Genomic DNA, 26545 nt, shown 5'->3' with positions numbered 1-26545 from the left:
TAGCGTCGCAGATTTTCGGTGCATTCTCCATCTACCACCATTTCGGCGGCCCAGATGGTCTATCCTTGCTTTGATTTCTCGGTAATTTCCCTCGGACCGCCGCCCAAAACCTCGACATTGGACGGGAAACCTCAGGAAAACGCCCCGATTTGCGATATCTCCCTAAGCAGAAATAAGAAGGGAGAATTATCTTGGAACAGGGTATCTCGAACCTCATCCTGATCGACAAGGACATGCGCCGCCGCGCCTCCATCAGCCACGCGTTGTCTTCGGCCAACATTCACGTCGAACCCTTTGAGAATCTCTCCGAACTGACGTCCAGCTGGCCGCGCTCGGGCATCATCCTGATCCATGACGATGCCGGCGCCATCGACGAACTGATCGAGAACATGTCCCTGCATGGCGAATGGTTTCCGATCATCGCCTTCAGTGAAAACCCGGCCGCCCAGCGCATTGTCGGCGCCATCCTCGACGGCGCGATCGACTACATTGCCTGGCCCATCACCGCGCCCGAACTCAACGAAACGCTCGACCGCGCGATGCGCCGGGCCGAAAGCGTGGGAAACGCCAAGCTGCGTGAAATCATGGCCCGCGCCCGCGTGGACCGCCTCACCAGGCGCGAACGCGAAGTCCTCGGCGGTGTCGCCAGCGGCCTGTCCAACCGCCTCATCGGGGAAAAGCTCTCGATCAGCCCCCGCACGGTGGAAATCCACCGCGCCAACATGCTCAACAAGCTGGGCGCAAACCACACCTCCGATGCCATCCGCATCGCCATCGAAGCGGCCATGGTCCACTAACCGGGGCGCAGGCAGGGAGGGCCGGAAAGCCGGAAACAGGAAATCATTCCAGGAGGGGCAGCCAGATCGTCGACCTCCCCTTTCTCAATCGGGGGGCGCACGCGAAAGGCGAGGCCGACAGCTTGGGAACCCAAGGACGCTGCCCATCTGAATCAACGTCCGACTGGTCGGCATGTCCTCAGGAACTTTTGTCCGGCTCCAGTGGACGCACCCGAACGCCCTGCCTGTCCCGACTGCCTACAACCGGCGGGGGATCATCGACTCATCACGGCAAGGTCCCTTCACGAAAGGACCGGGACCACCCCTTTGCCTCGATCACACGTCCGTTGTGAAAGTGGAATGTGACGGGATAGACCTGCCGATCCGCAGAGGCGATGAACTCGATGGACGCCTCGTGCTCGCCACAGGCATCGACGGGCCCATCCATATAGTCCCAGCCGAGATAGCGATATCGATCGGCCTTCATCAGCGCGACGACGGCGCGTGCGCCCTCCGCCCCGTGCCCCATTGGCCGCCCGACATCGCCTGACCCCAGGTCAAAGGCAGCGTCGGGATCCATCAACCGATCCAACCGGTCCCTGCTGTTCGCATCGGAGCGCGCCGCCGTAACCACCAATTCGACAGCGCGCCGGGCAAGAACCTCGTGAAGTTCGCGCGCGCCCATGTCCGAACGCAGGTCACAGGCGGCAGCCGAAGCGGTGGCAGCAGACACCACGAGAAAGAACGTCGAGATCACCATAAGGAGCACTCTAGAGGCTGCCCGCCTGTCCGCAAGCTGGCACACGCCTACGTAGACCTGCGCATGTTCTTGAAAACCGATGCGCAACACCTTCCGTGAGATATCGTCAAGCACCGGTCCGGGCTCGTCCCGAACCGGCTCCTGGTCCCGCTAGTCGTGTACTATGGGCAGGCCCGGACCGACGCTTGCGTTCGGCCGGACCTGCCTCCGGGCCCTCCCCGACATTGCCATGTCCGGATGGCCTCGCCTGAGCCGTCTGACAGATCGCTCGGCGCGCGTGGCCATATCCACGGATGCGCGGTAGGATGGGGCTGACCCTGGCCAAGGACCGATACGCTTTTCCCTGTGACTTTCTCATCTTCCTTTCCATCGACATACGCCGGCATACGATGGTTTGGCGACATCCACGGCGCGCATGCGGTGCATGCCCCGGCCGAGGAGGCTTTGGCGCGGGGGTACGCCCTAGGTTTTATCGGCGACCTCACCGACGCCGATCCGGCGGACCAGGATCCCGATAATGACAGCGCCGCCGTCCTGCGGCTCCTTGCCCGGCTCGACACACAGGACCGGGCCCTGCTCGTCCCCGGGAACCATTGCTTCAAGCTGCTGCGCTACCTCGTGGCGTGGCGGGCCGGTGATGGCGCCGAGCGGCGCATGAAACTCACCCATGGCCTTGATCGCACACTGGCCGAAATCCGGCGCGCGCCGGATCGCGATGCCCTTGTCGCGAGCACGATCCGCATCCTTTCCGCCGCGCCCCTGTGGCGCAACATCGGCCCCTGGCTGTTCGTCCACGCAGGCGCCAGTCCTGCCATGTTCGACCGTCCGGCTCCCACGGCTGGAGAGGCCCTTTCCCTCAAGGGCGACGGGCGCGTACACCGCGCCCTGTTCGGCCAGACCGACGGGACCCGCGACAGCTCGGGCTATCCGGTGCGCCTTTACGACTGGCTCGAAAGCATTCCGCACGGGCGTAAGGTCGTCATCGGACATGACCGCTGCGAGGCCATATTCACGCAGACCAATGCCCGGGGTGGGAAGCTGGTCCGGATCGACACAGGTGCGGGCAAAGGCGGAACGCTGTCCTGGCTCGACATTCCCGCAAGCGAATTGCAAGGCTGCGCCTGATCCGAATAGCGCCCGACGATGTCAATGAAGGCGGGAAGACACCGCCTCGCGCGGCTCTTCGGTCGCATCGCCCAGATGCACCAGCCAGGCCGAGGCCCACGCGCCCAGCAGCGCGAGCGCGGGCGTGGCGCCCTGCACGCAGACCTCTTCATCCGCGCCGTCCACGGCAAGCATCGCGAGGCACACACCGCCTCGCCCTCGCGAGCAGAGGAACCCCACGTCCTCACCCAGGAGGCGCAGCACGCAGTCCATGCCCCCGACCTCTTTCGCCGTCACACGCGCCCCAAGCAGCGCGAGAGCCTCGCAGACGCGCGCATCCTCTTCGCTTGGAGCGCACTGCGCACACTCCTGCGCCAACGCACGCAAACGGACGGTGAGGCTGGCCGTGTCGATATCGAGGGTAAGTTCGGAGGGAAACATGAGGGTGTCGACCTTGAAGGGGGGAAGCGGCTCAAAGCCGCAGATCCCGCCCCCGGTCAATGTGGAAAATCCCGGATGTCGCCGCCCTATCCCGGATTGCGACAGCCCACACTCAAAACCTCAACGCGACGCGCCTCAGCCCTGTCTTCGCGCCGCGAACCAGGGCTTGAGGCGCGCGATGGCCTCCGCAATCTCGGGCGGCGACACCGCAAAACTGAAGCGCATGAAGGTCTTGCCATGGACCGGATCGAAATCGATACCCGGCGCGGTCGCCACGCCGGTCTCGCGCAACATGTCCCGGCAGAAGGACAGGCTGTCCTGCGTATAGGCGCTGATATCGGCCCAGATGTAAAAAGCGCCATCGGGCGGTGCGATCTTCTCAAGTCCGAGATCGGGCAGCGCATCGAGCAACATCTGCCGGTTCTGCGTGTAATTGTGCACATGCCCCTGCAATTCCTCATCGCAGTCGAAAGCGACGAGCCCGGCATGCTGGGCAAGCACCGGCGGCGTCAGGAACAGGTTGCCCATCCGCGCGCGCGCCACCTCGATCAGATCGCGCGGAACCAGCAACCAGCCCAGCCGCCACCCCGTCATCGAGTAGTATTTCGAGAAGCTGTTGATGACCAGCGCATCGGGCGCGGACTCGAGCAGCGAATGGGCCTCGGGCCCATAGGTCAGCCCATGGTAGATCTCATCCGAAATCATACGGATGCCGCGCCGCGTGCAGACCTCGGCAATGGCGCCCAGTTCCTCGGCCGCGATGATCGTGCCGGTCGGATTGGCCGGACTGGCGATGATCACGCCATCGGGCGCCGGTTCCATCGCCTCGAGCGCGGCCGCGCTCAACTGATAGCGCGCCTCCGGCCCGCACTCGATCTCGACCGCCTCCAGATACATCGCCTTGAGCGTATTGCGGTAGGCCACGTAGCCCGGCCGGGCGAGCGCGACCCGCGCGCCAGGCCGGAACAGACTGGACAGCGCCAGCACCAGCGCCGGGGATGCGCCGCAGGTGAGGATGATCTGCTCGGCCTCGACGTCCTGCCCGTAACGCTCGTGGTAGTGCCGCGCGATCCGCGCCTTGAGCGTGCCATTCTCCCAGTATCCGCCCGGATCGCTGTCGAGCTTTTCATGCGCCAGCGCCAGGGCGGCGGCGGGCGCTCCGGTCGAGGGCTGGCCGTACTCCATGTGGATGATGCTGCGGCCCTCTTCGGCCAGTTCATAGGCAAGCTTGCCGATCGAAATGGCGTGGAAGGGTTCGACTTCGGCAACACCGGAGGCAGGGCGAGCGGGAGACGCGGACGTGTTCATCCCACCGCTGCTAGGCCCCGCCCCTCTCCACTGCAAGTCTCCTGGGAAACGCGGGAAAAGCTCCTGCAGTCATCTTCCCTGCACATGGGATACGAATCCCTCTTGCGCTCCTCGCCTCCCCCCGGTAAAGGCGCCCCCTGCCTTGGCATCGGTTCTCCCGAGAATCGCCACAAGGACGCCGCTTTAGCTCAGTTGGTAGAGCATCGCATTCGTAATGCGGGGGCCACAGGTTCGAGTCCTGTAAGCGGCACCACTTCTCCTCAAAATCGTTGCAGTGGGCTCGCTATCGGGCCCTGGTGTCCTGAGGATCGCCTCGCGGCAGGCGCAGGGTGGCTTCGAGGCCGCCTTCCGGTCGGTTGTGCAAGGTCAGCTCGCCCCCGTGGGCAAGGGCGATGTCGCGGGCGATGCTGAGGCCGAGGCCGACACCGCCAAGCGCGGTGTTGCGCGACTTTTCCTCGCGGTAGAAGGGCTCGAACACGAGGCCGAGATTGGCCTCGGGAATGCCCGGGCCATCATCCCGGACACGAATGACGATGGCCTCCCCGCAGTCCTGCGCGACGATGTCGGCCCGCCCGCCGTAGCGAACCGCGTTGTCGGTCAGGTTCACGAGACACCGGCGCAGTCCTTGCGGGAAACCGGCAATGGGCGCGCCGCATCGGCCCGCAAGCGTCGCCTGCGCGCCCTGTGTGCGCAGGTCTTCCAGAATGCCCGCCAGCACAGCGTCAAGATCAACCGCCTCCTGCAGGTCCTCGCCCGCGTTGCCCTGCATGAAGGCCAGCGTTGCATCCACCATGCCTTCCATCTCGTCGAGATCCTTGCGCCAGCCGCCCTTTGCTTCGGTCGCGGGCAGCAATTCGGCGCGCAGGCGCAGACGCGTGATGGGCGAGCGCAGATCGTGCGAGACTGCCGCGAGAAAACGCGTGCGCTCATCAAGGTAGCCGACCAGTTGCCGCTGCATGCCGTTGAAGGCCTCCACCGCACGGCGAACCTCGATCGGCCCCTTGCGCGGCAAGGCGGGACTGCGGATGTCGCGCCCCAGCCGCTGCGCGGCCTCGGCCAGCCGTTCCAGCGGCTTGACCGCCAGCCGCACGCCCAGCCAGGTGAGCGCCGCAACCATCAGGATGCGCAGCAGGTAGATGCGTAAGACATAGTCCGCGATCGTGCCCCCCGGATCGAAGACGACGCCGTCCTCGTCCTCGCGCCCCCTGGCAACGAGCCAGGGATCGTCCGGCCTGCGGCGCACGGCGAGCGTGAAGGCAGCGCGCGGCTCCCGGTCGCGCAGCATGGACCAGCGTCCGGCCGGTTCGCCTTGCTCATCGAGAAGCTGGGCCGCCAGCACACGCACCTCGACGGCCCCGTCCAACTGATGCCGGATCGAGCCTGCGAGAATGGAGGAACTACGCGCGAGGTCCTCCGGCTCCTCGCGCGCCTTTCCCCGGTCGGGAAGCACGGCGAGGCGCTTCAGGCGAAACTCCGGCGACTGCAGCTTGGCCAGCAGATCGTCGCGCCGGTCCGGCGGGGCGCTGTCCAGCACACGCAGACTGTCCGCAACCCGGGTCGCGAAGACGTGGGCCGGGATCTCGAGCAGTTGGCGACGGCGGCTTTCGAACCAGATCGTCCCGGTCAGAAGCTGCGAGAGGACGAGGCCACCAACCAGAAGCCATGCGATCCGGGCCGAGAGCGTCGCCGGAATCAGGCGGTGGAGGAGTGCGCGCATCTCAGCTGGACGCCGAGACGTCCACGGACAGCACGTAGCCGCCGTTGCGCACGGTGCGGATCATGCGGGGATTGCGCGCATCCTCTCCCAGCATCTGGCGCAGGCGCGAAATGCACATGTCGATGGCCCGGTCCGAGGGATCGCGCTCGCGCCCGTAGACCTCGCGTGCGAGCACGTCGCGGCTGAGCGTCTGGAACGGCGCGCGCAGCAGGGCTCGCAAGGCGAGGTAGTCGGAGTTTGCAACCGGCTGCGTGTTCTCCGGTCCCAAATCCTCACCCGGCGGCGACAGCAGATGGCGACGGGTGTCGAGCGTCCAGCCTTCGAACTGCAGGTAGTCGGGCTCGCGCACCGTAGGCCCGTCCTGCGCCCGGCGTTGCCGTCGCAGAACGACGCGGATGCGGGCGAGAAGCTCGCGCGGATCGAAGGGCTTGGGAAGATAGTCGTCCGCCCCCATCTCGAGCCCGACAATGCGGTCGACCAGACTGCCACGTGCCGTCAGCATGATGATGGGTATGTCACAGCGTTCGGTCAGCGCGCGGCACAAGGACAGGCCATCGGTGCCGGGGAGCATGAGGTCGAGGATGATGATGTCGGGCGTGCTTTGCGCGATGGATCTCCACATCGCATCGCCATCGGCCGCCCCACGCGACTCGATGTCCGCTTCAGCAAGATAGCGGCATAGGAGGTCGCGGATATCGGCATCGTCGTCCACCACGAGCACGCGGCTCATGCTGCGCTCCCAGCTTGGGTACAGGCCGTTACATTGGGTGACAAAACTCCTGAAAAGCTGACAAAATATCCCGGATACATCGGTTTACCCACCTCAAGGCCCATTCTATCCCGCCCTCAATTGCGAATGAGTTGCATTATAAGGGGTAACGGGACATGAAACCAATGTTTTCTGGCAATAAAGCAACATGCGCGTCGCTGACCGCGCTCGCCGTCGCGCTGGGTGGCGCACAGGTTGCCCATGCCGACGCCGCGCCGGGCGCGAGCGCGCCGCCGACAATCGTCGTGACCGGGCAGCGCACCGAGGACACCCAGTCCTACACCGCCGAGGAAACCAGCGTCTCCATCGGCCTGCCCATCTCGCCGCGCGAGACCCCGCAGACGGTGACGGTCATCACCCGCCAGCTTCTCGACGACCAGCAGATCGAGACCATCGACGATGTACTGGCCACCGCGCCAGGCATCACCTCGTACCAGAATGACAACGCGGGCCGCACGACCTACCGCGCGCGCGGCTTCGACGTCAGCAACTACCGCATCGACGGCATGCAGGTGGACGGCCAGTCGAACTTCAGCGGCGGCGGTGCCTCGACCAACATGGACCTCTACGACAGCGTCCAGATCGTGCGCGGCGCGAATGGCCTGCTGGGCGGTACCGGCGATCCGTCCGCAACGATCTACCTCCAGCGCAAGCAGCCGGGCACCGAGCTTGGCGCCAGCGGCAGCCTGGTCCTGGGCAACTGGGACAAGCGGCGTGTCATGGGCGATCTCAATGCGCCGATTACCGCCGATGGCAACGTGCGCGGCCGCCTCGTCTTCAGCGACGAGAGCACCGACACCTTCCGTGAACGCGAACATGCCGACCGCCGCGCGATCCTCGCCAACTTCGCGGCCAACCTCACGCCCACGACCGTCCTGAACGCCGGGGTGCAGTACGAGCGCACGGTCAACAAGGGTTCGTCCTGGGGCACCAACGTCTCGATCTGGTTCGCCGACGGCACGCCAGCCAATCTGCCGCGCAGCACCAACCCGGTCGCCGACTGGAGCGTCTCGCGCCGCAAGGCGACCACCGCCTTCGTCAATCTCGACCACCGCTTCGCCAACGACTGGCACGTCAAGATGGGCTACGCGCGCACCGATAGCAGCGCCTACAACAACCTCGGGATCGCCAAGATCAACCGGGGCGGCAGCGGTTACGCGGGCTTCTGGAACCAGGATGGCACCGGCGCCTACCTCAACGCGATGCACTCGGAATATTCCGAGGACCGTGACAACGTCGCCGTGACGCTGAACGGACCGCTGCACCTGTTCGGACGCGAGCACCAGCTCATGTTCGGCTTCAACGGCTTCTGGAGTGAAAGCACCAGCTGGACCTTCGACGGGGACCTGGGCAACTGCACCATCGGCGGCGTTCCCACCTTCCGAGGCTGCCAGTACCGCTCCGAAGGTCTGCCGATCGACGACTGGCGCAGCTGGGATGGCTCCTACGCCAACTTCGAGACCTTCCGCACCGATGCGCGCGGCATCGACCGCACCCGCAACATCGGCGGCTATGCCGCGGGCCGTTTCGAGCTGGCCGACGGGCTGACCGCCATCGTGGGCGCGCGCATCAGCGACTACAAGACCAGCGGCGGCGACTACGACATTGCCAACGTCTACACCGCCGACGCAGACCCGACGCACGAGAAGGGTGTCTTCACCCCTTACGCCGGGCTGGTCTACGACGTCACCGACACGCTCTCGGTCTATGCCAGCTACACCGATGTCTTCACCCCGCAGGGGAACCTGCGCGACGAGGACGACCGGTTACTGCCGCCCGTCACCGGCTCCAGCTACGAAGCGGGCATCAAGGGCGCCTTCTACGACGGCAAGCTCAACACCTCGCTCGCCTTCTACCGCAATGAGCAGAGCAACGTTGCCGAGAACACCGGCGAGCTCAACGAGGTGACCGGGCTCGACATCTACCGCACGGTCGACGGTGTCGTCTCCAAGGGCATCGACTTCGACGCCTCGGGCGAACTGCTGCCCGGCTGGAACGTGTTCTTCGGTTACAGCTATCTGGACGTGAAGGGCCTCAGCTACCAGCGCGACCCACACAGCCAGTTGCGCCTCTCGACCAGCTACACACTGCCCGGCGCGCTCGACCGGCTTACCATCGGCGGGGGCATCACCGCGCAGAGCAAGACCGAATGGTCGACCAACCCGGGCCGTCCGCTCGGCGATGGCACCTACGATGACAGCAACCTCGATGTCTCGGGCTACACGCTGGTCAACCTCATGGCGCGCTTCCAGGCGACACAGAACATCCAGATCTCGGCCAACGTCACCAACCTGACCGACAAGACCTACTACCGCCAGTTCGGTTTCTACGATGGCCTCATCTATGGCGAACCGCGCAGCTACAGCGTGACCCTCCGGGCCAAACTCTGACCCGGATCGGGAACCTGACGTATCCCGGGGCAAGCCCCCCAGCCCCGGGATACCTTCCGCTTCAGTCCGCCATGGCCTCGCGCCGACAGGGCCAGGGCCGCTGCGCGGGGCGCGCCTTCTCGTACCACGCCGAGGCGCGCAGGACCGCCATGTCCTCGAAGCGGCGCCCGACGATCTGCAAGCCGATGGGCAGGCCTTCGCGGGTGTAACCACAATTGATCGAGCTCGCGGGCTGTTCGGTCATGTTGTAGGGAACGGTGAAACCGATGTGCTCGAAGGGACGCATCGGATCGTTCACCGGCGAGGCCAGCTCTGCCGGGAACGCGGGCATCGGCGCCACCGGGCTCAGCAGCAGGTCGTAGTCGTTGTAGGCCCGCCCGCGCTCGCGCATCTGGATGATCTGGTCGAAGCCGGTGTAGACCTCCATGCCGTCGTAGTGCGCGGCAGGCTCCACCCACTTGCGGATGTACTCCAGGATGAGGCCGTACTTTTCGGGCGGCAGATCGCGCATCTCGGCATGGAAGCGCGCACGCCAGAAGCGGTCGAGGCCATCGAGCATGTCCGGCGTCATGAACGGCTCGACCGGTTCGACCACCGCCCCGCCATGTTCGAACAATCGTGCGGCCTCGGTGACGGCCTCGGCGACTTCGGGCTCGGTCGGCGAACCGCAGCCTGCCTCCAGCATCAGACCGATGCGAAGTCCCGCCACGTCGCCCTCAAGCTGGCGCCAGGGCAGCTCCTGGTAAGGCAGATCCATGAAGTCGCGCCGGTCGGGCAGCGAAAGGTGCGTCATCATCAGCGCGGCATCGGCAACCGTGCGCGTCATCGGTCCCGCGACGCGCCCGATGTAGGGCGGATCGATGGGGATACGCCCGTTGCTGGGCTTGTGCGCGAAGATGCCGCACCAGCCCGCCGGTAGCCGGACCGAACCGCCGATGTCGGTTCCCACGTGGAAAGGCCCATAACCTGCGGCAGCGGCGGCGCCTGCCCCCGCGCTCGACCCGCCGGGATTGCGCGAGAGGTCCCAGGGGTTGCGCGCCAACTTGTGAAAGCTGGAGAGGCCCGAGGACAGCATCCCGTAATCGGGCACGGTGGTCTTGGCGAGAAGGACCGCGCCCGCCTCGCGCATGCGCTGCGCGGGCGGCGCATCGTGGGTCTGCGGGGTCATGTCGCCCGCGGCCGTCCCTACCGGCTTGGGCGTTCCCTTGGTGGCGATCAGTTCCTTGAGCGTCACGGGAATCCCGTCGATCACCGAAAGCGGCGTGCCCTTGTGCCAGCGCGCTTCCGAGGCCTTTGCCTGCGCGCGCACGGCCTCGGGCTCCAACGCGTAGGTCGCGCAGAGATGCGGCTCCAGCCGCTCGGCGCGGGCCAGCACGTCCTCGGCGACTTCCACCGGGGAGAGCTTGCCCGCAGCAAAGCTCTCGGCCAGCTCCACGCCCGTCAGATCGGCCAGTTCCTCTTTCATCGCATCGCTCCGCTGCGGGGCGGCGCTCCTGGCGTCCGCCCCCTGGTTTGGTCCCTCTCCCGTGTGCTGCCCCGGTCCGGTATCAGGCCGTGGTCGGGATCAGGAAGGCGTTACCCTTGTCCGCGTCCGGCCCCGGCCAGCGCTGCGTCACCGTCTTGACGCGGGTGAAGAAGCGGAAGCCTTCCTCGCCGTACTGGTTGTGGTCGCCAAAGGCCGAACGCTTCCAGCCCCCGAAGCTGTGGTAGGAGACCGGCACCGGGATCGGCACGTTGATACCGACCATGCCGACCTCGACCTGCATCGCGTAGTCGCGCGCCGCGCCGCCATCGCGGGTGAAGAGCGCCACCCCGTTGCCATAGGCGTGGCGGCTGGCGAGGTGGATCGCCTCTTCCAGCGTGGTCGCGCGCACCATCTGCAGCACGGGTCCGAAGATCTCGTCGCGGTAGGACTGCATTTCGGGTGTTACGTGGTCGAACAGCGTCGGGCCCATGAAGTAGCCCTCCTCGTAACCCTGGAGCGAGAAACCGCGCCCGTCGACGACGAGCTCGGCCCCCTCGTCCACGCCCATCGCGATGTAATGCTCGATCTTCGCCTTGTGCTGGGCGGTGACGACGGGGCCATAGTGCGCCTCGCGGTCGCTCGAGATACCCACGCGCAGATCCGCGATGGCCGCGACCAGCTTTTCACGCAGCAGGTCCGCGGTCGCCTCACCCACGGGCACCACGACGGGCATCGCCATGCAGCGTTCCCCTGCAGACCCATAGGCCGCGCCCATGATGTCCGAGACGGTGCGGTCCATGTCCGCATCGGGCAGGACGATGCCGTGGTTCTTGGCGCCGCCCATCGCCTGGACGCGCTTGCCCTGCGCGGTGCCGCGCGCATAGACCGACTGCGCCACGTCCGAGGAACCGACAAAGCTGATCGCCTTGATCGCGGGGTGATCGGTGATCGCTTCCACCATCACGCGGTCGCCATGGACGACGTTGAGAATGCCATCGGGCAGGCCCGCTTCCTTTGCCAGTTCGGCAAGGCGCAGCGGCACAGATGGCGCGCGTTCGGAGGGCTTCAGGATCATCGCGTTGCCCGCTGCAATGGCTGGCGCGCTCATCCACAAGGGGATCATCGCGGGGAAGTTGAAGGGGGTGATGCCCGCCACGATGCCCAGCGGCTGGCGCATCGAGTAGACGTCGATCCCCGGCCCCACGCCGCTGCTGTATTCGCCCTTCATCAGGTGCGGCGTCGCGCAGGCGAACTCGACCACGTCGAGCCCGCGCTGGATATCGCCCTTGCTGTCGTCAAAGACCTTGCCGTGCTCGCTGGAGAGGAGCGCGGCCAGTTCGTCCATATGCGCCTCGATCAGCGCCTTGAAGGCGAACATCACGCGCGCGCGGCGCTGCGGGTTGAGCGCGGCCCAGGCGGGCTGCGCGGCGCGCGCGGCGGCAACCGCGGCTTCCAGCTCGGCATCGCTGCCGAGCGGCACCTGCGCCTGCACCGTACCGGTGTTGGGATCGAAGACATCGGCCATGGCGGTGCCGTCCCCGGCGCTGTGCGCGCCGGCGATGAAGTGGGGAATTGTGCGCATGGGGGTATCCGTTCTCGCTGAAGATCAGGGGGTGGATGAGGACGCGCGGCCGGTGTGGGCCTCGCGCAGGAGCGGAATGACCGCGCGCGCGCCACTGCGCGGCGCGGCCAGAGTGACGAGGGCGAGGACCGCGACATTGATGGCAAGACCGATCACGCCGACGTTGAGCCCACCGAAGGTCCAGCCCGCCGCCTTGACCGCCAGCATCGCGCCATCGGCGACAAGAATGCCCGCGATCAGCGCACGCGCCGGTACACGCGGGAAGAGCATGGCCGCGACCAGTCCAGGCAGGGTCTGGACGATGCCGAAGTAGAAGACATTGTTGAGCGTCGCGATCAGCTGCACCGAGGTCTCCGCGCCCACAAGCGAGAAGATCAGGAAGGCCGCGATCACCACCTTGGACCAGCGCTGCTGCGCCGTGCCATCAAGGCTGGGCACGAGGTTGCGGGTGATGAGCGGGCCGATGGCCAGGCACACGCTGCTCAGGATCACGAGCCCGGAAAGCGCAACTGCAGCCATGACCAGCCCCACCACCCAGTCGGGCAGCAGCGCAATCGCGGTCGAGAGGAACACGAAGTCGGGTTCGGGCGGCACGATCCCCTGCCCCTTGGCGTAGTAGGCCACCATCATCAGGAGCGGGAACATCAGCATGTAGATCGGCGCGACGATCTGCGCGCGCTGGATCGCGCGGGGCGAATTGGCCGAGAAGATGAACGCCCAGTTCTGCGGGATCATGCAGAAGCCCACGGCCTGCAGCACGATGGTGGAGATCGCAAAGACGAGGTCGGGCCGGGTCGGCTCCGGCATGGTCTCGGCAAGACTGACGGGCATCGTCGGCTCGGCATTCCAGGCGGCGAGCGCCACGAAGCCGACCAGCAGGATTGAGGCCATCATCAGGATGTCCTTGAGCACCGCCACGAAGGCCGAGGCGCGAAGCCCTGCGATCACGACATAGGCAAAGGTCAGGAGCCCCGCGAGGCTGGTGAGGAAGATCGAGCGGGCCTCGGGCGCCAGCCCTGTAAACACCAGCTTCAGGCCCAGGAACTGCATCGTGCCGATGGGAACGAGCAGGATGATGGAGCTGAGCGTGATGAGGATTTCCAGCCCTCGGCTCTCGAAATGGTCGCGGAAGAAGTCGGGGATGGTTGCCGACCCATAGAGCGCGCCCGCGCGCCAGATCCAGGGTCCCACGAAGTAGATGCAGGGCGCGGCGATCAGGATGTAGCCGAAGAACCACAGGACAAAGCCCTCGCCGCCTGCATAGACCCCGCCCGGAAAGCCGAGCATGCTGGCGATGGAATAGGTCTCGCCCACGGAGAGGAAGAAAAACAGGATCGGTCCGAACTGCCCGGAAGCGACGAAGAACTCACGCGCATCGGGGTTGGAATGCCCGCGGCGCGACCACAGCGCGATACCCAGCGACAGCGCCATAACGGCAATGAAGACAGCCAGCATCACAGGCTATCTCCCTCGCGAGGCGCACCATGGCCGGGCACATCGTCCCGGTCACTCGCCGCGCCGCCGAAGCGGTAGCAGACAAGCAGGCACAGGCTCGTCAACGGCGCGCAAGCGAAGAGACACCAGCTGCTCCAGGAGATACCCAGGAACCGTCCGGCCGAAGCCGGCACCAGCAGCGCCGAGGCCAGGACCAGCGCAAGCGGCAGGGCAATGCCGAGGAACGGAGGCCACCAGGGCATCGCACCATCGGGCATCTCGGCCGCCCGGCGCGGTGGGATACCACTCATGCGCCGGACCCTTGCAATTGGGAGAGTGAAACGCAGCGCCAGATCACAGCGTCAGGTCTTTCCAGGCCTTGCTGTCGGCGCCCGGCGGCGTGCTCGCTTCAAAGACGCCGCGCGCGATGGCGCGGGCCAGTGTATCGGCGGCAACGGCGCCTGCACGCAGGACCGCGACGGGACGGGGGCCCTTCACCTCGACCCGTCCGGTCGAGATTGCGAAGACGACATCGCCATCAAAGGGCGTGTGGATCGGGCGAATGGCGCGTGCCATGCCGTCCTGCGCCATCATGGCAAAGCGCTTCATCTCGTCGGGCGTCAGATCAAGGTCGGTCGCCACGCAGGCGATGGTGGTGTTTTCCTTGGCGGCAGGCGCCTTGGTGTAGCCCCACTCCTCGGGCGAGGCGTACATGGCGCTGGGAGGAAGTCCGCCGAACTCGTCGCCAATCTCGAAGGGGCTCGCCCAGAAGTTGCGGGTGCCCGGCGCCACGGTCGAGCCCATCGAGTTGACCGCAACGATGGCGCCCACGGTGGAGCCGTCGCTGACGAGCGTCGAGGCCGAGCCGAGCCCGCCCTTGAGGCCGCCCGCCTGCGCGCCATAGCCCGCACCCGCTGTGCCCAGCGCAAAGTCCGCACCCACCGCTTCGAGCGCGGCGATGCCCAGCGCGCGGTACGGCGGCTCGGTGCCCCAGCCCTTGTCCCCGCCATTGGCGAGGTCATAGAGAATGGCCGAAGGCACGATGGGCGAGACCGGCACGCCCGGACGCGCCATGCCGCCATAGCCGATGCCCTTCGATCCCAGCACGGCAGCCACGCCATCCGCCGCAGCGAGGCCATAGGAGGACCCGCCCGAAAGCACGATGGCGTTCGCGGCATGGACGAGGTTGTGGCCTTCGAGCGCATGGCTCTCACGCGTGCCGGGGCCTCCGCCGCGCACGTCGATGGCGGCGGTGGAGAGCTTGTCGGCGAGGATCACGGTGGTGCCGGTGCGCACCTTCACGTCCTGCGCGTTGCCTACCGTCAGCCCGGCCACGTCGGTAATCAGATTGCGCGCGCCGGTGCGTCCGGTGCTGCGCAGCGCGGTGTCCTGCGCAAGAAGCGGCGCGGCGAAGGCAAGGCCTCCCAATCCAGCGGCGCCCATGAGTACGTTGCGACGGTTCATTTCATCTCCTCGACCCGGCCGGGAATGCGGCCGCGCGGTCGGTTGTAGTCCAGCATCGCCTGCGGTGCCTGGCAACGCGCCACCATCTCGCCCACCACCTCGCGGCGCTTGGCGTGCAGGTCGGTCACCGAAAGCGGGTTTGCACGATAGGTCGCAACTTCCTGCGACGTATAGGGTTTTGCAAGCCTCGAAGTGGCTGTCTCTCCCAGGTCGAACATGACGTAGTTGAGAACATCCGCCAGATCCTCGTCGGACAGGCGCGCGAACATCACGTTGGGCAGGCGCCCTGCGAATGACCGGCTTTCCGGCGTGCACAGGAAGAACCCGGCACGGCCTGCCAGATCGGGCACGTTGCGGGCGACCGAGCGCCCCTCCAGCCCGTGACATCCCCCACAGCGCTCCACGAAATTCGAGCGCGCGCTGCGCGGGAAGGCCGGGGGCGCGGCATGAGAGGTGTCCTCCTGCGGACTTCGTGCCATGGCCGCGTAGGCCCCGCTCGCCAGCAGCGCCGCGCCGATCAGCGCGCGCACCGCCATTCGTACGGCCGTAACCGTCACGAGCAGGCCCTTTCTTCCCCCGCAAGCCCCTCCGTCATACCGGCCCGACGAGCGCGGCCGTGGAGCAGTGGTAGCTCATCGACTTGGTGCCAAAGCACCAGATGATCTCGTTGTCGGCCATCGGGCGGTAGGCGGGCATCTCGCGCTCCGTCCCATCGCAATGGCAGTCGGTCTGGCACATGCTCGCCCCGCAGCAATCGCGGTAGGCGATGAGGTACGAGCGCCCGTCCTCGGGATTGCGGCAGGTACCGACCCAGGACGTGGGCGAGGCTTCGGTCCCCGGCGGACAGGTGTGGATGCCGCCCCCGCAGCAGGTGCACAGCGCGCCGTCGATGGCGCAGTAGCGCCAGTAGTTGCACTGCGTGTCGTCCTTGGTCTGCGCGGTGCGCGCAAAGTTGCTGAGCGGCACATCGGCGTCCTGCGCGCGGGCCACGGGCAGCACCGGGAAGAAGGGTGCGAAACTTGCCGCGCCGCCGATCTTGGCCAGAAGCGAGCGGCGCGAGGTGCCCTTGGCCAGCCCGCGTGAGAGCTTCTCGCTGGCGCTGTCGATGAGTTTCCAGTTCATGGGTGCATTTCTCCTTGCAGGGCACGCCTTACTCGGCGGCCTCCAGCGCCGGGGCGCGGCTTGCGCGCAGGTAGCTCTGCACGTTGGCGTGACCGGTCTCGTGCGAGACCAGCAGGCTCTCCAGGTGCTCGCGGCTGTTGACGAGGCCGCGCGCGACGACCTTGCCCGCGTCATCAAGCAGGATCGCATGGGGCAGCTTGGCGACCGCGAAGGCCATGCCCACTTCCGGCCCGTTGACGAACGTCTGTCCCGCAAGGCCATGGCGCTCGATCATGCGGCGCTGCTCGTCCGGGTCCTCATCCCCCACGAAGACGAGATCGACACGCTCGTCGCGCGCCACGTCAAGAGCGATGGGGATGAGCTTCTTGCAGATCGGGCAGGAGGGCGCGACGAAGAGCAGCAGGCGCAGCGAACCTGCAGGAAGTGCCCCCCCGATCTCGATGGTGCCGCCGCCCAGCAGATGGCCGGGCATGACGGGGGCCTGCTCGCCCGCCTGGGCCCCTTGCGCGGTGGCGAGCGCACCGACAGGCGCAAGGCGTTCGTGAAGGACGCCGATCTGGCGGGCCAGCGCCAGGATCACGAAGGCCATGGCGATGACCAGCATCCAGAGCAGGACAAGGGCAGTGGTGACAAGAAGCATCGGTCAGCCTCCGACTTGGGGGCGGGCGCGCCGAGCCGGCAGCGCCCAGAAGATTTCGAGAATGTGGAGCAGCAGCGCGCCCAGCATACCGGCCGCGAGAGCCACGAGGAGCGCAAGTCCCTGCGCCATGGTGACAGGCGCAAGCCCGCCAATCCCGGCCGAGCCGGTCAGAAGCGCCGCCCAGACAAGGTTACGCACGACCATGCCTGTGCGCAGCGGCTGGCGCAGCTCATCACCCCGGCAGCCGCAGTCGATATGCGCACGCCCACGGCTGATGTTGATGGCGATGGCCCCGGCAAAGAGCGTGAGCAGCAGGGCCGCACTGAAGGCCGCAAGCGAAGCCGTCAGCGGCACGAGAAGCGCTGCGGCGAGCACCAGTTCAACCCACGGGAGCAGCCCCGCCACCACGCCCACCAGGGGGCGCGGGAGCAGCTTGTAATTGGCGACCACGCCCGCGAAGGCCGAACGGTTGCGCAGCTTGGGAAGCGCAGCGCCCACGAAGAGCAGCGCCGTTCCGAAGCGCAGCCCCCCTGCTCCGGTGGCAAGGAGAAGGCCTGTGTCGAGCACGCTCATGGCATCGGAGTGACCGGCACGACCGATCCCACGTTGCTCACCGAGGTCTTCTCGCTGCGATCAAGCGCGTTGAGGACTTCCAGACCGCCATCCTCGGTGATGAGGTAGAGCAAGGGCTCGGCATCCTGGCTGACCTCAACCGAGGTTACCGGGATCTTGAGCGGCACACGCTCCACGACTTCACGCTTGGTCAGGTCGACGACCCAGAGCTGTGTCCCCTTTTCCTTCTGCGTCCAGTGCTCGCCCGGGTGCATCAGCACGAAGAGAAGATTACTGGCGTGGTGCCAGGCCGAAACCACGCCGCCGCCAGGACGCCAGGCCAGCTGCAGGTCATCAGGGCGCGCCAGTTCGAGCCCCGCAGCCTCCTGGATCGGCCAGGCGGCGAGTTCCTTTGCCTCGCCCAGAGACACCTCGTGGATGACCCCGGTGTAGGACAGGAACACCCCCTTGCCCGCCTTGGGATCGATCGCGGCTTCCTCGAAAAGGGGATCGTTCTCGGCATCGAAGAACGCGGCCGAGCGCTTGAGTTCCAGCGCCTTGGCCGTATCGACAGAACCGATCGAACCGTCGCCGCAGATGACCGCAAAGCCGGTCTTTCCCCAGGCCATGGCGTGGGCGCAGCCGGGGGTGTCGACCACCTGCACATCGCCGCTTGCAAGGTCCACCACGTTGACCGAGGCCGACGGATCGAAGTTGTACATGTAGGCGCGCGCACCGTCGGTGCTGATCGAGAAGTTGGTGCGGCGCGGAACCATGAAGACCCGGCCCGGCAGGGTGATCTCTTCCTGGAGGTTGAGCGTGCGGCCATCGTAGACGCTGATCATGTCCTGGCGGGTGCCGCGGTTGCCCTTGGTCCAGATCGTCTCGGCCACGTAGATGCGCGACTGGTCGGGCGCATAGGCGATGTTGGCGAGGCCACCGAGCGACACGGTGCCCAGGAGCTTGCCGTCCTCGCCGTCGCGGATCTGCGCGCCGCCCGAACCGAAGCCGCCCGCCAGCACCAAACGGTGCGGACCGGGCGCGCCCATGACCGCCACGTCGCTGACTTCCTCTTCGAGTGGCGGCGGCAATTGGCCTTGCGCGGCCATGGCCGCACCTGGGAGTGCAAGCACCAGAAGGGCCGATGCAAGGCGAAGTGATGTCTTGATGTGCATGAAACCCCCGTTCCTGCGAATGCGCCGAGTACACATCGAAGGCGGTCTGGTCACAAGACTGTTTTTTGCACTGCAACCAATATGAAATATTGATCATCCTCAAACCGTCACATAGGCTTGTCCCATTCCAGACAGAACGACTGGGGCCGCACCAGAACAGATAAGGCCAGTGCCCCTGGAACAGGGAGTTACCTTACATGAAGGACGAAGTAGGCGTGCGCCTGCGCGCCGTGCGCGAGCGCAAGGACATCAGCCAGAGGGCCTTGGCCAAACTGGCCGGCGTACCCAGCAGCACGATCTCGCTGATCGAGGGCGGACGCACCAATCCCTCGGTCGGATCGCTCAAGCGTATCCTCGATGCGATCGGCATGACGCTCGGCGAGTTCTTCAACCTCGACGTCACCGAGGATCGAAGCATCTTCTTTAAACGAAACGATCTTTCGGAAATCGGGCGCGGCGGCGTCAGCTATCGCCAGGTCGGCCAGAGCGGCAGTTCCTCGATCCAGATGCTCTACGAAACCTACCAGCCGGGCTCGGAAAGTGGGCGGGTGATGCTCACCCATGAAGGCGAGGAAGCGGGCGTCATCATCTCGGGCAAACTGGAAGTGACCGTCGATGACGAAACCCGCGTGCTGCAGGTGGGCGATGCCTATCTCTTCTCCAGTCAGCTGCCCCATCGTTTCCGCAATACGGGCAAGGAACCGTGCATCGTGGTGAGCGCCTGCACCCCGCCCAGCTTCTAGAAAAAAGTCCCGGGCGCTGATGCAACTTGCTCAATATGCTGATCGCCAAATTGCAGAAAAGTCTATTTTGCGGTGCATTGCCGCATGTTTTTTGCGACGCAAGAAATAGACTTGTCGCAATGCCGCAATTGCCATCACTCTGTCATCAATTGCTCAAGCATAGGATGCCAGTTCTGTGGACGACCTCGCGAATTTCTGGATGCCCTTCACCGACAACCGCGGCTTCAAGGCGACGCCGCGGCTGCTCGCCTCGGCCAGCGGCTGCCATTACCGCGATGCCAAGGGCAACGAGATCCTCGATGGCACCTCGGGCCTGTGGTGCGTCAATGCCGGGCACGCGCGCGGCCCGATTGTCGCGGCCATCCGCGAACAGGCCGAAGAGCTCGACTTTGCGCCGACCTTCCAGCTCGGCCACCCCAAGGTGTTCCAGCTCGCACAGCGGCTGGAGACGATCTTTCCCAAGGGCATCAACCGCTTCTTCTTCGGAAACTCGGGCTCGGAGGCAGGTGATACGGCGCTGAAGATCGCCTACGCCTACCATGAAGCGCGCGGCGAACCGGCGCGCAAGCGCATCATCGGACGTCAGCGCGGCTACCACGGCGTGGGCTTTGGCGGCATTTCGGTGGGCGGCCTGCCCAACAACGCGCGCGGCTTTCCGCTGCTTCCCGGCTTCAGCCACCTTTCCGCAACGCTCGACATCGCCAACAACGCCTTCACGCGCGGCCAGCCGGACACAGGCGCCGACCTCGCCGATGAATTGCTCGGCTTCATCGAGGAGTTCGGCGCCGAGACCATCGCGGCGGTCATGGTCGAGCCGATGTCAGGCTCGGCCGGGGTCCTTGTGCCCCCCAAAGGCTATCTCGAACGCCTGCGCGCGATCACGCAGGAGCACGGCATCCTCCTCATCTTCGACGAGGTGATCACCGGCTTCGGGCGTCTGGGCGCGGCCACGGCCTCGCAGCGCTTCGGTGTCACTCCTGACATTATCACCACGGCCAAGGGCCTCACCAATGGAGCGGTCCCGATGGGCTGCACCGCTGTGCGCCAGGACATCTACGAGGCGGTCACCCAGGCCGCGGCGCCGGGGATCGAGTTCTTCCACGGCTACACCTATTCCGGCCATCCGCTGGCCGCCGCCGCCGCGCTTGCCTCGCTCGATGTCTACGAGGGCGAAGGCCTGTTCGAGCGCGCCGCCTCGCTCGAAGGCATCTTCGAGGACATCTTCCACGCCCTGGCCGATGCGCGCCACGTGATCGACGTTCGCAACCTGGGGATGGTGGCCGGGATCGAACTGGTCCCGCGCGAGGGCGCACCCGGCGCGCGGGCGATGGAACTGTTCCACGCCTGCTTCGACGCCGGTGTCCTGATCCGGGTGACAGGCGACATCGTCGCGCTGTCGCCGCCGCTCATCGCCACGCCCGATCACTTCGAACGGATCGCGGTCACCATCGCCGACACGCTGGCGAAAATTCACTGATAAAAAAGCGAAAACAGCACTATGGCGTCCGACCGCGAGACAGAGGGTTGCGGTCGAAGGCTCTTGGGAGAGGCCTGAAACGGGGGGGAAACGCAATCATGCGTTCACCAAATACAAGGGAGCTGACATGAAGACGTATTTGGGTCGGACGGCAATCGGCGCGATCGTGGCTGCCACGCTCTGCGCGCCCGCCTATGCACAGGTATCCGAGAACGGGGACGGCAGCATCGTCGTGACCGCGCAGCGGCGTGAACAGAACGCGCAGGACGTAGGGATCGCGCTCAGCGTCATCGGCAGCGATGAACTGGAACAGCGCGGCGTCACCAACGTCAACCAGCTGCAGGACGCGACGCCCAGCCTCGAGATCGAGCCCGCCTTCGGCGGCGGCGCGGCGCAATTTCGCCTGCGCGGCGTGGGCTTCCAGGACTACGCCTCGAATAACTCGCCCACCGTCGGCGTCTACGTCAACGAAGTCGCCTACCCGGTGCCGGTGATGACGCAGGGGCTCATCTTCGACGTCGCGCGGGTCGAGGTTCTGCGCGGGCCTCAGGGCACGCTCTACGGACGCAACACCACGGGCGGCGCGGTCAACTTCACCACCAACAAGCCGACCGACCACTTCACCGCGGGCGGCATGGTCGAATATGGCCGCTTCGATGCCCTGCGCGGCGAGGCCTTCGTCTCGGGCCCGCTCACAGACGGCATCAACCTGCGCGTCTCTGGCGCCACGCAGCAGGGCGGCGCCTACCAGTACAACCGCGATACCGGCGAAGAGATCGGCGATGCCAACCGCTGGGCAGGCCGCGCGCTGCTCGCCATCGAGCCGGTGGGCAGCGGCTTTTCAGGCCTGCTCGACTTCCACTACGGGCGCGACAAGTCCGACGCCATCGGCCTCTATCTCCTCAATGACCTGCCCACGCAGGCAGGTGCGGGGCCAGTCATTCCCGCCGACACCGACCGCTTCGCGACCGGCTGGGGCCTCTCGCCCCAGCTCCTGGCGGACACCGAACTTTCGGTGGGCGACGTGCCGGGCGTCGACAACGAGACCTGGGGCGTTTCAGGCAATCTCTCCTACGACTTTGGCAGCGTGACGCTGACCAGCGTGACCGCCTACGACTGGCTTCACCGCGAACAGTTCGGCGACTGGGACTCCTCCGCCTCCGTTGAAGCGGACACCTTCTTCGGCAGCGACGTCGACGTGTTCGCGCAGGAAGTCCGCCTCAGCAATTCGCAACCCGGTCCGCTGACCTGGGTGGTGGGCGCCTACTATTCGCAGCAGAACCTCGACGAGCGCTACTACTCCGACTTCGTCGATGTCTACGGCACCTACGCCCGCGTGAACTATGCGCAGAAGGTGGAATCGATCAGCGGCTTCGGCCAGCTCGAATACGCCTTCTCGCCGCGCTTCAAGGCCATCGCCGGGCTTCGCTACGAGTATGAGAAGCGCCAGCTTCAGGGCTTCGGTTCGGCCTTCGGCGGGGCGCAGGCCCTCCCGCCGACCGACGTCACCACCTCGATGAAGCCGCTGACCGGCAAGCTGGCCTTCGAATTCACGCCGAGCGACGACCTGCTGCTCTACGCCTCGGCCAGCAAGGGCACCAAGTCGGGCGGTTTCACCACGTACAACACCGGCAACGAGAGCGGCATCGAGCCCTTCGCGCCCGAGACGCTTTACGCCTACGAGGTCGGCTTCAAGGCCAACCCCTCGCGCACCTTCCAGATCAACGGCTCGTTCTTCTACTACGACTACCGCGACCAGCAGGTGCTCTCGGCGGTCTGGGGCGACAACGGCGCGGTCGGACGCTTTGCCAACGCGCCCAAGTCGAGCATCTGGGGCACCGAGCTTGAAGTGGTCGTGACCCCCATTGAGGGCGTTACCGTCACGCAATACGTGGGCTACAAGAAAGGACGCTACCTCGAGTTCTTCGATCTCGACGTGCCCGCTTCGAACCTGGTGGGCGAAGCCGTCTACACCGACCGCGCGCACACCGACATCCCCTTCCCCAACCTCTCGCTGGGCGGCTCGATGCGCTACGCGATCCCGATGGGCGACTACACGCTGACCCCATCGGCGACCTACTCCTTCCGCGAGGAATACCCCTCGTGGCTGGGTGAGACCTTCGACATCGCGGCCTACTTCGTGGTCAACGCCGAAGTGCAGCTGGCACCCAGCAGCGGGCCCTGGACGCTCAGCCTGTGGGGCCGCAACATCTTCAACGAAGAGTACGACCTCACCCGCAACTACTTCACCAGCGCGGACATCGCCCAGCCCGCGCGTCCGGTCAGCTACGGCGTGCGCTTCAGCATCGACTACTGATCCGCACCCTTCCGCCGTCCCAACCCCAGACCCCGCATGTCCGCTGCGACATGCGGGGTCTGTTGCGTCTGGACATCTTCGCCCGACGCGCAGAAAGGCGTTGATAGACATGGGTTATGGGCTGCCCAAGTCTTGGCAGCACGGCCCTGGCCGCCTTCTGGTATCCCCTCCGCTTCCTCCTGCAGACCTACAAGGATGCCCCCGCCCGATGCTGAAAGCCTGGTTCAAGACCCCGCTCTGGAAACGCGTGCTCGCCGCCCTTGTCCTGGGCATCGCGGCAGGCCTTGTGCTGGGCGAGCAGGCGAACGCGATCCGCTGGATCGGCGATCTCTTCATCCGCGCGATCAAGATGCTGGTGGTGCCGCTCATCTTCTTCTCGCTGGTCTCCGGGATCACCGCGGTGGGCGACATCGGGCGCCTGGGCAAGGTGGGGGGACGCGCGCTCCTCCTCTTCATGAGCACCGCGCTCATCTCGGTCTCGCTGGGCATGGGGCTCGCCACGCTGGCCCAGCCGGGCGAGGGGCTGTCCATTGCCCTTCCCGCAGGCAGCGCGGTGCCCGAAGCGCCCGACCAGTCGCTCATCGCGATGATCGTGGGGCTCGTGCCCGAAAACCCGATCATGGCCATGGCGCAGGGCTCGATCCTGCCCGTCATCGTCTTCTCGGTGCTGTTCGGTATGGCCATTCTCGTCTCGGGCGAGGAGGGCAAGCCGCTCGCCAGGGCGATGAACGCGGGCTCGGTCGTCATGCAGAACATGACCATCTTCGTGATGGAGCTGACGCCGCTGGGCGTCTTCGCGCTGATCGCCTGGGTCGCGGGCACCTTCGGCTTCGAGGCGCTGGTGCCGCTCTCCAAGCTGGTCGGGCTCAATTACCTGGGCTGCGCGATCATCCTAGGCATCGTCTACCCGCTGATCCTCAAGAGCATCGCGCGCCTCCCCGTGCGCGATTTCTATCGTGGCATCATCGATGCGCAGGCCGTTGCCTTCTCCACCGCCTCCTCCAACGCCGCGCTCCCCGTCACGCTGCGCTGCGTCGAGCGGAACCTCGGCGTTTCCAACTCCATCGCCAGCTTCACCGTGGCGCTGGGCGCGACGATCAACATGAACGGCACCGCGATGTACCTGGGCGTCATCGCGCTGTTCGGCGCGCAGGCCTACGGCATCGAACTGAGCTGGTTCTCCTACGTGATGATCGCCCTTACCTCGACGCTCGGCGCGATCGGTGCTGCGGGCGTGCCGGGCTCGGGGCTCGTGATGATGAGCCTGGTTCTTTCCTCCATCGGCGTACCGCTGGAAACCATCGCCTTCGTCGCAGGGATCAACCACCTCCTCGACATGGCGCGCACGATGACGAACGTCACCGGCGATGCCACCGTTGCGGTGGCAGTCGGCCGCATGGCGGGCGAGATCGACGTCGAGGAATACATCTCGGCCGATGACGTCTGAAGCAGAAAAACCGGGTGACCTCACCTTCCCCAACCAAGGCGGCGCGCGAAAGGTGAGGTCGACAGTTCGGGGAGCCCGAGGGCAATGGCCCTCGGATTCTCTCTCTTACCCCCCTTCAGAAAAAGAGGCGCTGCATCCCCGTGGACGCAGCGCCTCTTCTTCTATGACCTGCCCGGTCTGGGGGTGGGTGGGGTCACGCCAGGCAGGCCACCGCCTCGATCTCGACATCCCCGGCGACAAGGCCGCTGATGACGGTGGATCGGGCGGGAAACGGTTCGCCGAAGACCTCACGGTAGACCGCGTTGAAGCCGGCCATGTGCGCCGCATCGGTCAGCCAGGCGGTCACCTTGACGACCTGATCGAGCCGCGCACCCGCCTCGGCGAGCACGGCCTCCAGGTTCGCCAGCGCCTGGCGCGTCTGGACGGTGATGTCGCCGGGCACGATCACGCCATCGGCGCCGCGAGGCAGTTGGCCCGAGGTGAAGACGAGATCGCCCGCGCGGCGAAAGCGGCTGAGCGGGGGACGGGGCGGCGTGGTCATGGGAAAAGTCCTTCTTTCAATGTATCTCGCGGTTTGCGGCCAGCACCTGCTCGGCGACCCGCTCGCCGCAGCCCGCCGCAAAGGTCCAGCCCAGCATGCCGTGCCCGATATTGAGGAATATCCGCTCGCCCGCGCGCCGCACTTCGGGCACGCTGTCCGGGCGCATCGGGCGCAGGCCTGCCCAGCCCCCTGCGACCTCGTCGTAGCGCGCGGCCTGGGGGAGCCCTGCGCGCGCGCCCTCGACCAGCGCCCGCAGGCGCGCCGGATCGACCGCCGTGTCGTGCACGCCGAGTTCGGCCAAACCGGCAATCCGCATGGTCTCGCCCAGACGGCAGAACACGATCTTGCGTGCGGTATCGGTGAGGCTGACGTGCGGAGCATGGGCACCGAGCGGGGCGGTAAAACTGTAGCCCTTCATCGGCTGGATCGCCGCGCGAATGCCGAGCGGGGCAAGATAGGCGGGCGCATCGATGCCCAGGCACACCACCATGCGGCGCGCCCGGATAGTTCGCGGCGAGCCCCTCTCGGGGATCGTCACGCCGTCGGGCGACACCATCGGCGTACCGGCGGTAAAGTCGAACTGCGCGGTGACGCCGTGGTCGCGCGTCAGCACCTCCAGCAGGCCTCGGCAGAAAAGATAGGGATCCCCCACTTCCTCCTCCGGCGTCCAGAGCGCGCCGACGAAATCTCCCGCCTCGGTGAGCGCGGGTTCGATCTCTCGGGCCTGCGCGGCCCCGACGACATGCTGTTCAAAGCCAGCCTCGCGCTTCATGTGCGACACCTCTTCGGCCCGCGCCAGCGCCGCGCCATCACGGAACAGGTGCATCTTGCCGGGACGCACGTGATGGAAGGCGAAGGGGTGGCGCGCGCGCAGCTCGGCAAGGGCGACCTGCGATTCCACGCCCAGTTCCAGCGCCGCCCAGGTCTTCCGGGAAAACCGCGCCCCGGTGCAGTTGCGCAGGAACGCGAGGCCCCAACGCAGGAACTCGGGATCGAATGAGGGGCGTACGCGAAACGCAGGGTCAAGCCCGGCCAGCATGCCCGGCAGCTTGCGCCAGAGCGAGGGCTGCGCCAGCGCGTCGGTATAGGCAAAGCTGAGCTGCGCGCCATTGGCAAAGGAGGTTCCCCGCCCCGGCTCGCCTGCACGCTCGACCAAGGCCACACGAAGCCCGCGCCGCGCCAGCGCGTAGGCCGTGCACAGCCCCACGACGCCCGCGCCGAGCACGGCCACATCGACCGGCGCGTCATCTTGCCGCGCCTTCGCAGCGCGCGCACGCGTCTCTCCCTTCGCGGATCGCGAATGGTCCATCTCGTTCCTCGT

24 protein-coding genes and 1 tRNA gene are annotated in these 26545 nt (G+C 66.2%); 8 read left to right on the top strand and 17 right to left on the bottom strand.

Going from position 1 to position 26545, the window contains the following annotated elements:
* The first annotated feature begins 191 nt into the window (after window positions 1-191).
* Window positions 192-797 carry a response regulator transcription factor gene (locus LC060_RS04000; RefSeq protein ID WP_226632912.1) on the top strand — a complete coding sequence of 202 codons (606 nt, stop codon included), beginning with the start codon at window positions 192-194 and terminating at the stop codon, window positions 795-797.
* 265 nt (window positions 798-1062) lie between these two features.
* On the opposite strand, the gene LC060_RS03995 is transcribed toward LC060_RS04000, so the two are convergent.
* Entirely contained in the window at window positions 1063-1650 is a 588-nt protein-coding gene (locus LC060_RS03995; protein WP_226632910.1) for a hypothetical protein, read from the bottom strand.
* A 330-nt stretch (window positions 1651-1980) separates the two neighbouring features.
* On the opposite strand from LC060_RS03995, the gene LC060_RS03990 reads away from it, so the two are divergent.
* Window positions 1981-2661, top strand: coding sequence for a hypothetical protein (locus LC060_RS03990; RefSeq protein WP_226632908.1), 681 nt, complete (start codon window positions 1981-1983; stop codon window positions 2659-2661).
* 21 nt (window positions 2662-2682) lie between these two features.
* Here the strand turns inward: LC060_RS03990 and LC060_RS03985 are convergent, their stop codons facing one another.
* Together LC060_RS03985 and LC060_RS03980 are read right to left on the bottom strand one after the other, a co-directional pair.
* Window positions 2683-3141 (bottom strand): hypothetical protein, encoded by a 459-nt coding sequence (locus LC060_RS03985; protein WP_226632906.1) that lies wholly within the window; start codon window positions 3139-3141, stop codon window positions 2683-2685.
* Window positions 3142-3216: 75 nt separating this feature from the next.
* The gene (locus LC060_RS03980) at window positions 3217-4389 is read right to left on the bottom strand and encodes a pyridoxal phosphate-dependent aminotransferase (RefSeq protein ID WP_226632904.1); all 1173 of its coding nucleotides are present in this window, start codon (window positions 4387-4389) and stop codon (window positions 3217-3219) included.
* Window positions 4390-4566: 177 nt separating this feature from the next.
* Between LC060_RS03980 and LC060_RS03975 the strand changes: the two genes are divergently transcribed.
* Window positions 4567-4642: transfer RNA gene (locus tag LC060_RS03975), tRNA-Thr, on the top strand.
* 30 nt (window positions 4643-4672) lie between these two features.
* Here the strand turns inward: LC060_RS03975 and LC060_RS03970 are convergent.
* Window positions 4673-6106, bottom strand: coding sequence for an ATP-binding protein (locus LC060_RS03970; protein ID WP_226632902.1), 1434 nt, complete (start codon window positions 6104-6106; stop codon window positions 4673-4675).
* Window position 6107: 1 nt separating this feature from the next.
* On the bottom strand, window positions 6108-6836 hold the full coding sequence (locus LC060_RS03965; protein ID WP_226632901.1) for a response regulator: 729 nt from the start codon (window positions 6834-6836) through the stop codon (window positions 6108-6110).
* A gap of 155 nt (window positions 6837-6991) precedes the next feature.
* Here LC060_RS03965 and LC060_RS03960 point away from each other — a divergent pair, with 155 nt between their 5' ends.
* A complete protein-coding gene (locus tag LC060_RS03960) occupies window positions 6992-9265 on the top strand; it encodes a TonB-dependent siderophore receptor (RefSeq protein ID WP_226632899.1) in 2274 nt (757 codons plus the stop codon).
* Between the two features lie 61 nt (window positions 9266-9326).
* On the opposite strand, the gene LC060_RS03955 is transcribed toward LC060_RS03960, so the two are convergent.
* From LC060_RS03955 to LC060_RS03910, 10 genes are all read right to left on the bottom strand, one after another.
* The gene (locus LC060_RS03955; RefSeq protein ID WP_226632897.1) at window positions 9327-10730 is read right to left on the bottom strand and encodes an amidase; all 1404 of its coding nucleotides are present in this window, start codon (window positions 10728-10730) and stop codon (window positions 9327-9329) included.
* Between the two features lie 82 nt (window positions 10731-10812).
* Complete coding sequence (locus LC060_RS03950; protein ID WP_226632895.1) at window positions 10813-12312, bottom strand: CoA-acylating methylmalonate-semialdehyde dehydrogenase; 1500 nt, start codon at window positions 12310-12312, stop codon at window positions 10813-10815.
* Between the two features lie 24 nt (window positions 12313-12336).
* On the bottom strand, window positions 12337-13767 hold the full coding sequence (locus LC060_RS03945; RefSeq protein ID WP_226632893.1) for a sodium:solute symporter family protein: 1431 nt from the start codon (window positions 13765-13767) through the stop codon (window positions 12337-12339).
* Complete coding sequence (locus tag LC060_RS03940) at window positions 13767-14057, bottom strand: hypothetical protein (RefSeq protein ID WP_226632892.1); 291 nt, start codon at window positions 14055-14057, stop codon at window positions 13767-13769. Before LC060_RS03940 ends, LC060_RS03945 begins: the two co-directional genes overlap by 1 nt.
* A 43-nt stretch (window positions 14058-14100) precedes the next feature.
* Complete coding sequence (locus LC060_RS03935; RefSeq protein ID WP_226632890.1) at window positions 14101-15210, bottom strand: P1 family peptidase; 1110 nt, start codon at window positions 15208-15210, stop codon at window positions 14101-14103.
* A complete protein-coding gene (locus LC060_RS03930) occupies window positions 15207-15767 on the bottom strand; it encodes a c-type cytochrome (RefSeq protein WP_226632888.1) in 561 nt (186 codons plus the stop codon). The genes LC060_RS03935 and LC060_RS03930 overlap by 4 nt, the downstream gene beginning before the upstream one ends.
* A gap of 34 nt (window positions 15768-15801) precedes the next feature.
* Window positions 15802-16332 carry a methylamine dehydrogenase light chain gene (locus LC060_RS03925; protein WP_039388406.1) on the bottom strand — a complete coding sequence of 177 codons (531 nt, stop codon included), beginning with the start codon at window positions 16330-16332 and terminating at the stop codon, window positions 15802-15804.
* Between the two features lie 28 nt (window positions 16333-16360).
* Window positions 16361-16972: a methylamine dehydrogenase accessory protein MauD gene (gene mauD / locus LC060_RS03920; RefSeq protein ID WP_226632886.1), complete on the bottom strand. Its 612-nt coding sequence runs from the start codon at window positions 16970-16972 to the stop codon at window positions 16361-16363.
* A 3-nt stretch (window positions 16973-16975) separates the two neighbouring features.
* A complete protein-coding gene (locus LC060_RS03915; RefSeq protein ID WP_226632884.1) occupies window positions 16976-17545 on the bottom strand; it encodes a MauE/DoxX family redox-associated membrane protein in 570 nt (189 codons plus the stop codon).
* On the bottom strand, window positions 17542-18699 hold the full coding sequence (locus LC060_RS03910) for an amine dehydrogenase large subunit (RefSeq protein ID WP_226632882.1): 1158 nt from the start codon (window positions 18697-18699) through the stop codon (window positions 17542-17544). The genes LC060_RS03915 and LC060_RS03910 overlap by 4 nt, the downstream gene beginning before the upstream one ends.
* 197 nt (window positions 18700-18896) lie before the next feature.
* Between LC060_RS03910 and LC060_RS03905 the strand changes: the two genes are divergently transcribed.
* The 4 genes from LC060_RS03905 (at window position 18897) to LC060_RS03890 (ending at window position 24683) form a co-directional block, all read left to right on the top strand.
* Window positions 18897-19442 (top strand): cupin domain-containing protein, encoded by a 546-nt coding sequence (locus LC060_RS03905; RefSeq protein WP_039388413.1) that lies wholly within the window; start codon window positions 18897-18899, stop codon window positions 19440-19442.
* 175 nt (window positions 19443-19617) lie between these two features.
* Window positions 19618-20919, top strand: coding sequence for an aminotransferase class III-fold pyridoxal phosphate-dependent enzyme (locus LC060_RS03900; RefSeq protein WP_226632880.1), 1302 nt, complete (start codon window positions 19618-19620; stop codon window positions 20917-20919).
* Between the two features lie 127 nt (window positions 20920-21046).
* Window positions 21047-23236 carry a TonB-dependent receptor gene (locus LC060_RS03895; RefSeq protein ID WP_226632878.1) on the top strand — a complete coding sequence of 730 codons (2190 nt, stop codon included), beginning with the start codon at window positions 21047-21049 and terminating at the stop codon, window positions 23234-23236.
* A gap of 208 nt (window positions 23237-23444) precedes the next feature.
* On the top strand, window positions 23445-24683 hold the full coding sequence (locus LC060_RS03890) for a dicarboxylate/amino acid:cation symporter (protein ID WP_226632876.1): 1239 nt from the start codon (window positions 23445-23447) through the stop codon (window positions 24681-24683).
* A 193-nt stretch (window positions 24684-24876) separates the two neighbouring features.
* Here the strand turns inward: LC060_RS03890 and LC060_RS03885 are convergent, their stop codons facing one another.
* The gene (locus tag LC060_RS03885) at window positions 24877-25224 is read right to left on the bottom strand and encodes a RidA family protein (protein WP_226632874.1); all 348 of its coding nucleotides are present in this window, start codon (window positions 25222-25224) and stop codon (window positions 24877-24879) included.
* A gap of 16 nt (window positions 25225-25240) precedes the next feature.
* A complete protein-coding gene (locus LC060_RS03880; protein ID WP_226632872.1) occupies window positions 25241-26533 on the bottom strand; it encodes an FAD-dependent oxidoreductase in 1293 nt (430 codons plus the stop codon).
* Window positions 26534-26545: the final 12 nt, after the last annotated feature.

The organism is Novosphingobium profundi, assembly GCF_020524485.1.
Classification (GTDB): Bacteria; Pseudomonadota; Alphaproteobacteria; order Sphingomonadales; family Sphingomonadaceae; genus Novosphingobium; species Novosphingobium profundi_A.
The sequence above is the reverse complement of the archived record's forward strand: the minus strand, read 5'-3'. Positions and strand labels throughout refer to the sequence as shown.

Coding starts and splice junctions, on each gene's coding strand:
- LC060_RS03980 (WP_226632904.1), bottom strand. CDS start 4,389: ATGAACACGTCCGCGTCTCCCGCTCGCCCTGCCTCCGGTGTTGCCGAA.
- LC060_RS03970 (WP_226632902.1), bottom strand. CDS start 6,106: ATGCGCGCACTCCTCCACCGCCTGATTCCGGCGACGCTCTCGGCCCGG.
- LC060_RS03965 (WP_226632901.1), bottom strand. CDS start 6,836: ATGAGCCGCGTGCTCGTGGTGGACGACGATGCCGATATCCGCGACCTC.
- LC060_RS03960 (WP_226632899.1), top strand. CDS start 6,992: ATGAAACCAATGTTTTCTGGCAATAAAGCAACATGCGCGTCGCTGACC.
- LC060_RS03955 (WP_226632897.1), bottom strand. CDS start 10,730: ATGAAAGAGGAACTGGCCGATCTGACGGGCGTGGAGCTGGCCGAGAGC.
- LC060_RS03950 (WP_226632895.1), bottom strand. CDS start 12,312: ATGCGCACAATTCCCCACTTCATCGCCGGCGCGCACAGCGCCGGGGAC.
- LC060_RS03945 (WP_226632893.1), bottom strand. CDS start 13,767: ATGCTGGCTGTCTTCATTGCCGTTATGGCGCTGTCGCTGGGTATCGCG.
- LC060_RS03940 (WP_226632892.1), bottom strand. CDS start 14,057: ATGAGTGGTATCCCACCGCGCCGGGCGGCCGAGATGCCCGATGGTGCG.
- LC060_RS03935 (WP_226632890.1), bottom strand. CDS start 15,210: ATGAACCGTCGCAACGTACTCATGGGCGCCGCTGGATTGGGAGGCCTT.
- LC060_RS03925 (WP_039388406.1), bottom strand. CDS start 16,332: ATGAACTGGAAACTCATCGACAGCGCCAGCGAGAAGCTCTCACGCGGG.
- mauD (WP_226632886.1), bottom strand. CDS start 16,972: ATGCTTCTTGTCACCACTGCCCTTGTCCTGCTCTGGATGCTGGTCATC.
- LC060_RS03915 (WP_226632884.1), bottom strand. CDS start 17,545: ATGAGCGTGCTCGACACAGGCCTTCTCCTTGCCACCGGAGCAGGGGGG.
- LC060_RS03910 (WP_226632882.1), bottom strand. CDS start 18,699: ATGCACATCAAGACATCACTTCGCCTTGCATCGGCCCTTCTGGTGCTT.
- LC060_RS03905 (WP_039388413.1), top strand. CDS start 18,897: ATGAAGGACGAAGTAGGCGTGCGCCTGCGCGCCGTGCGCGAGCGCAAG.
- LC060_RS03895 (WP_226632878.1), top strand. CDS start 21,047: ATGAAGACGTATTTGGGTCGGACGGCAATCGGCGCGATCGTGGCTGCC.
- LC060_RS03890 (WP_226632876.1), top strand. CDS start 23,445: ATGCTGAAAGCCTGGTTCAAGACCCCGCTCTGGAAACGCGTGCTCGCC.
- LC060_RS03885 (WP_226632874.1), bottom strand. CDS start 25,224: ATGACCACGCCGCCCCGTCCCCCGCTCAGCCGCTTTCGCCGCGCGGGC.
- LC060_RS03880 (WP_226632872.1), bottom strand. CDS start 26,533: ATGGACCATTCGCGATCCGCGAAGGGAGAGACGCGTGCGCGCGCTGCG.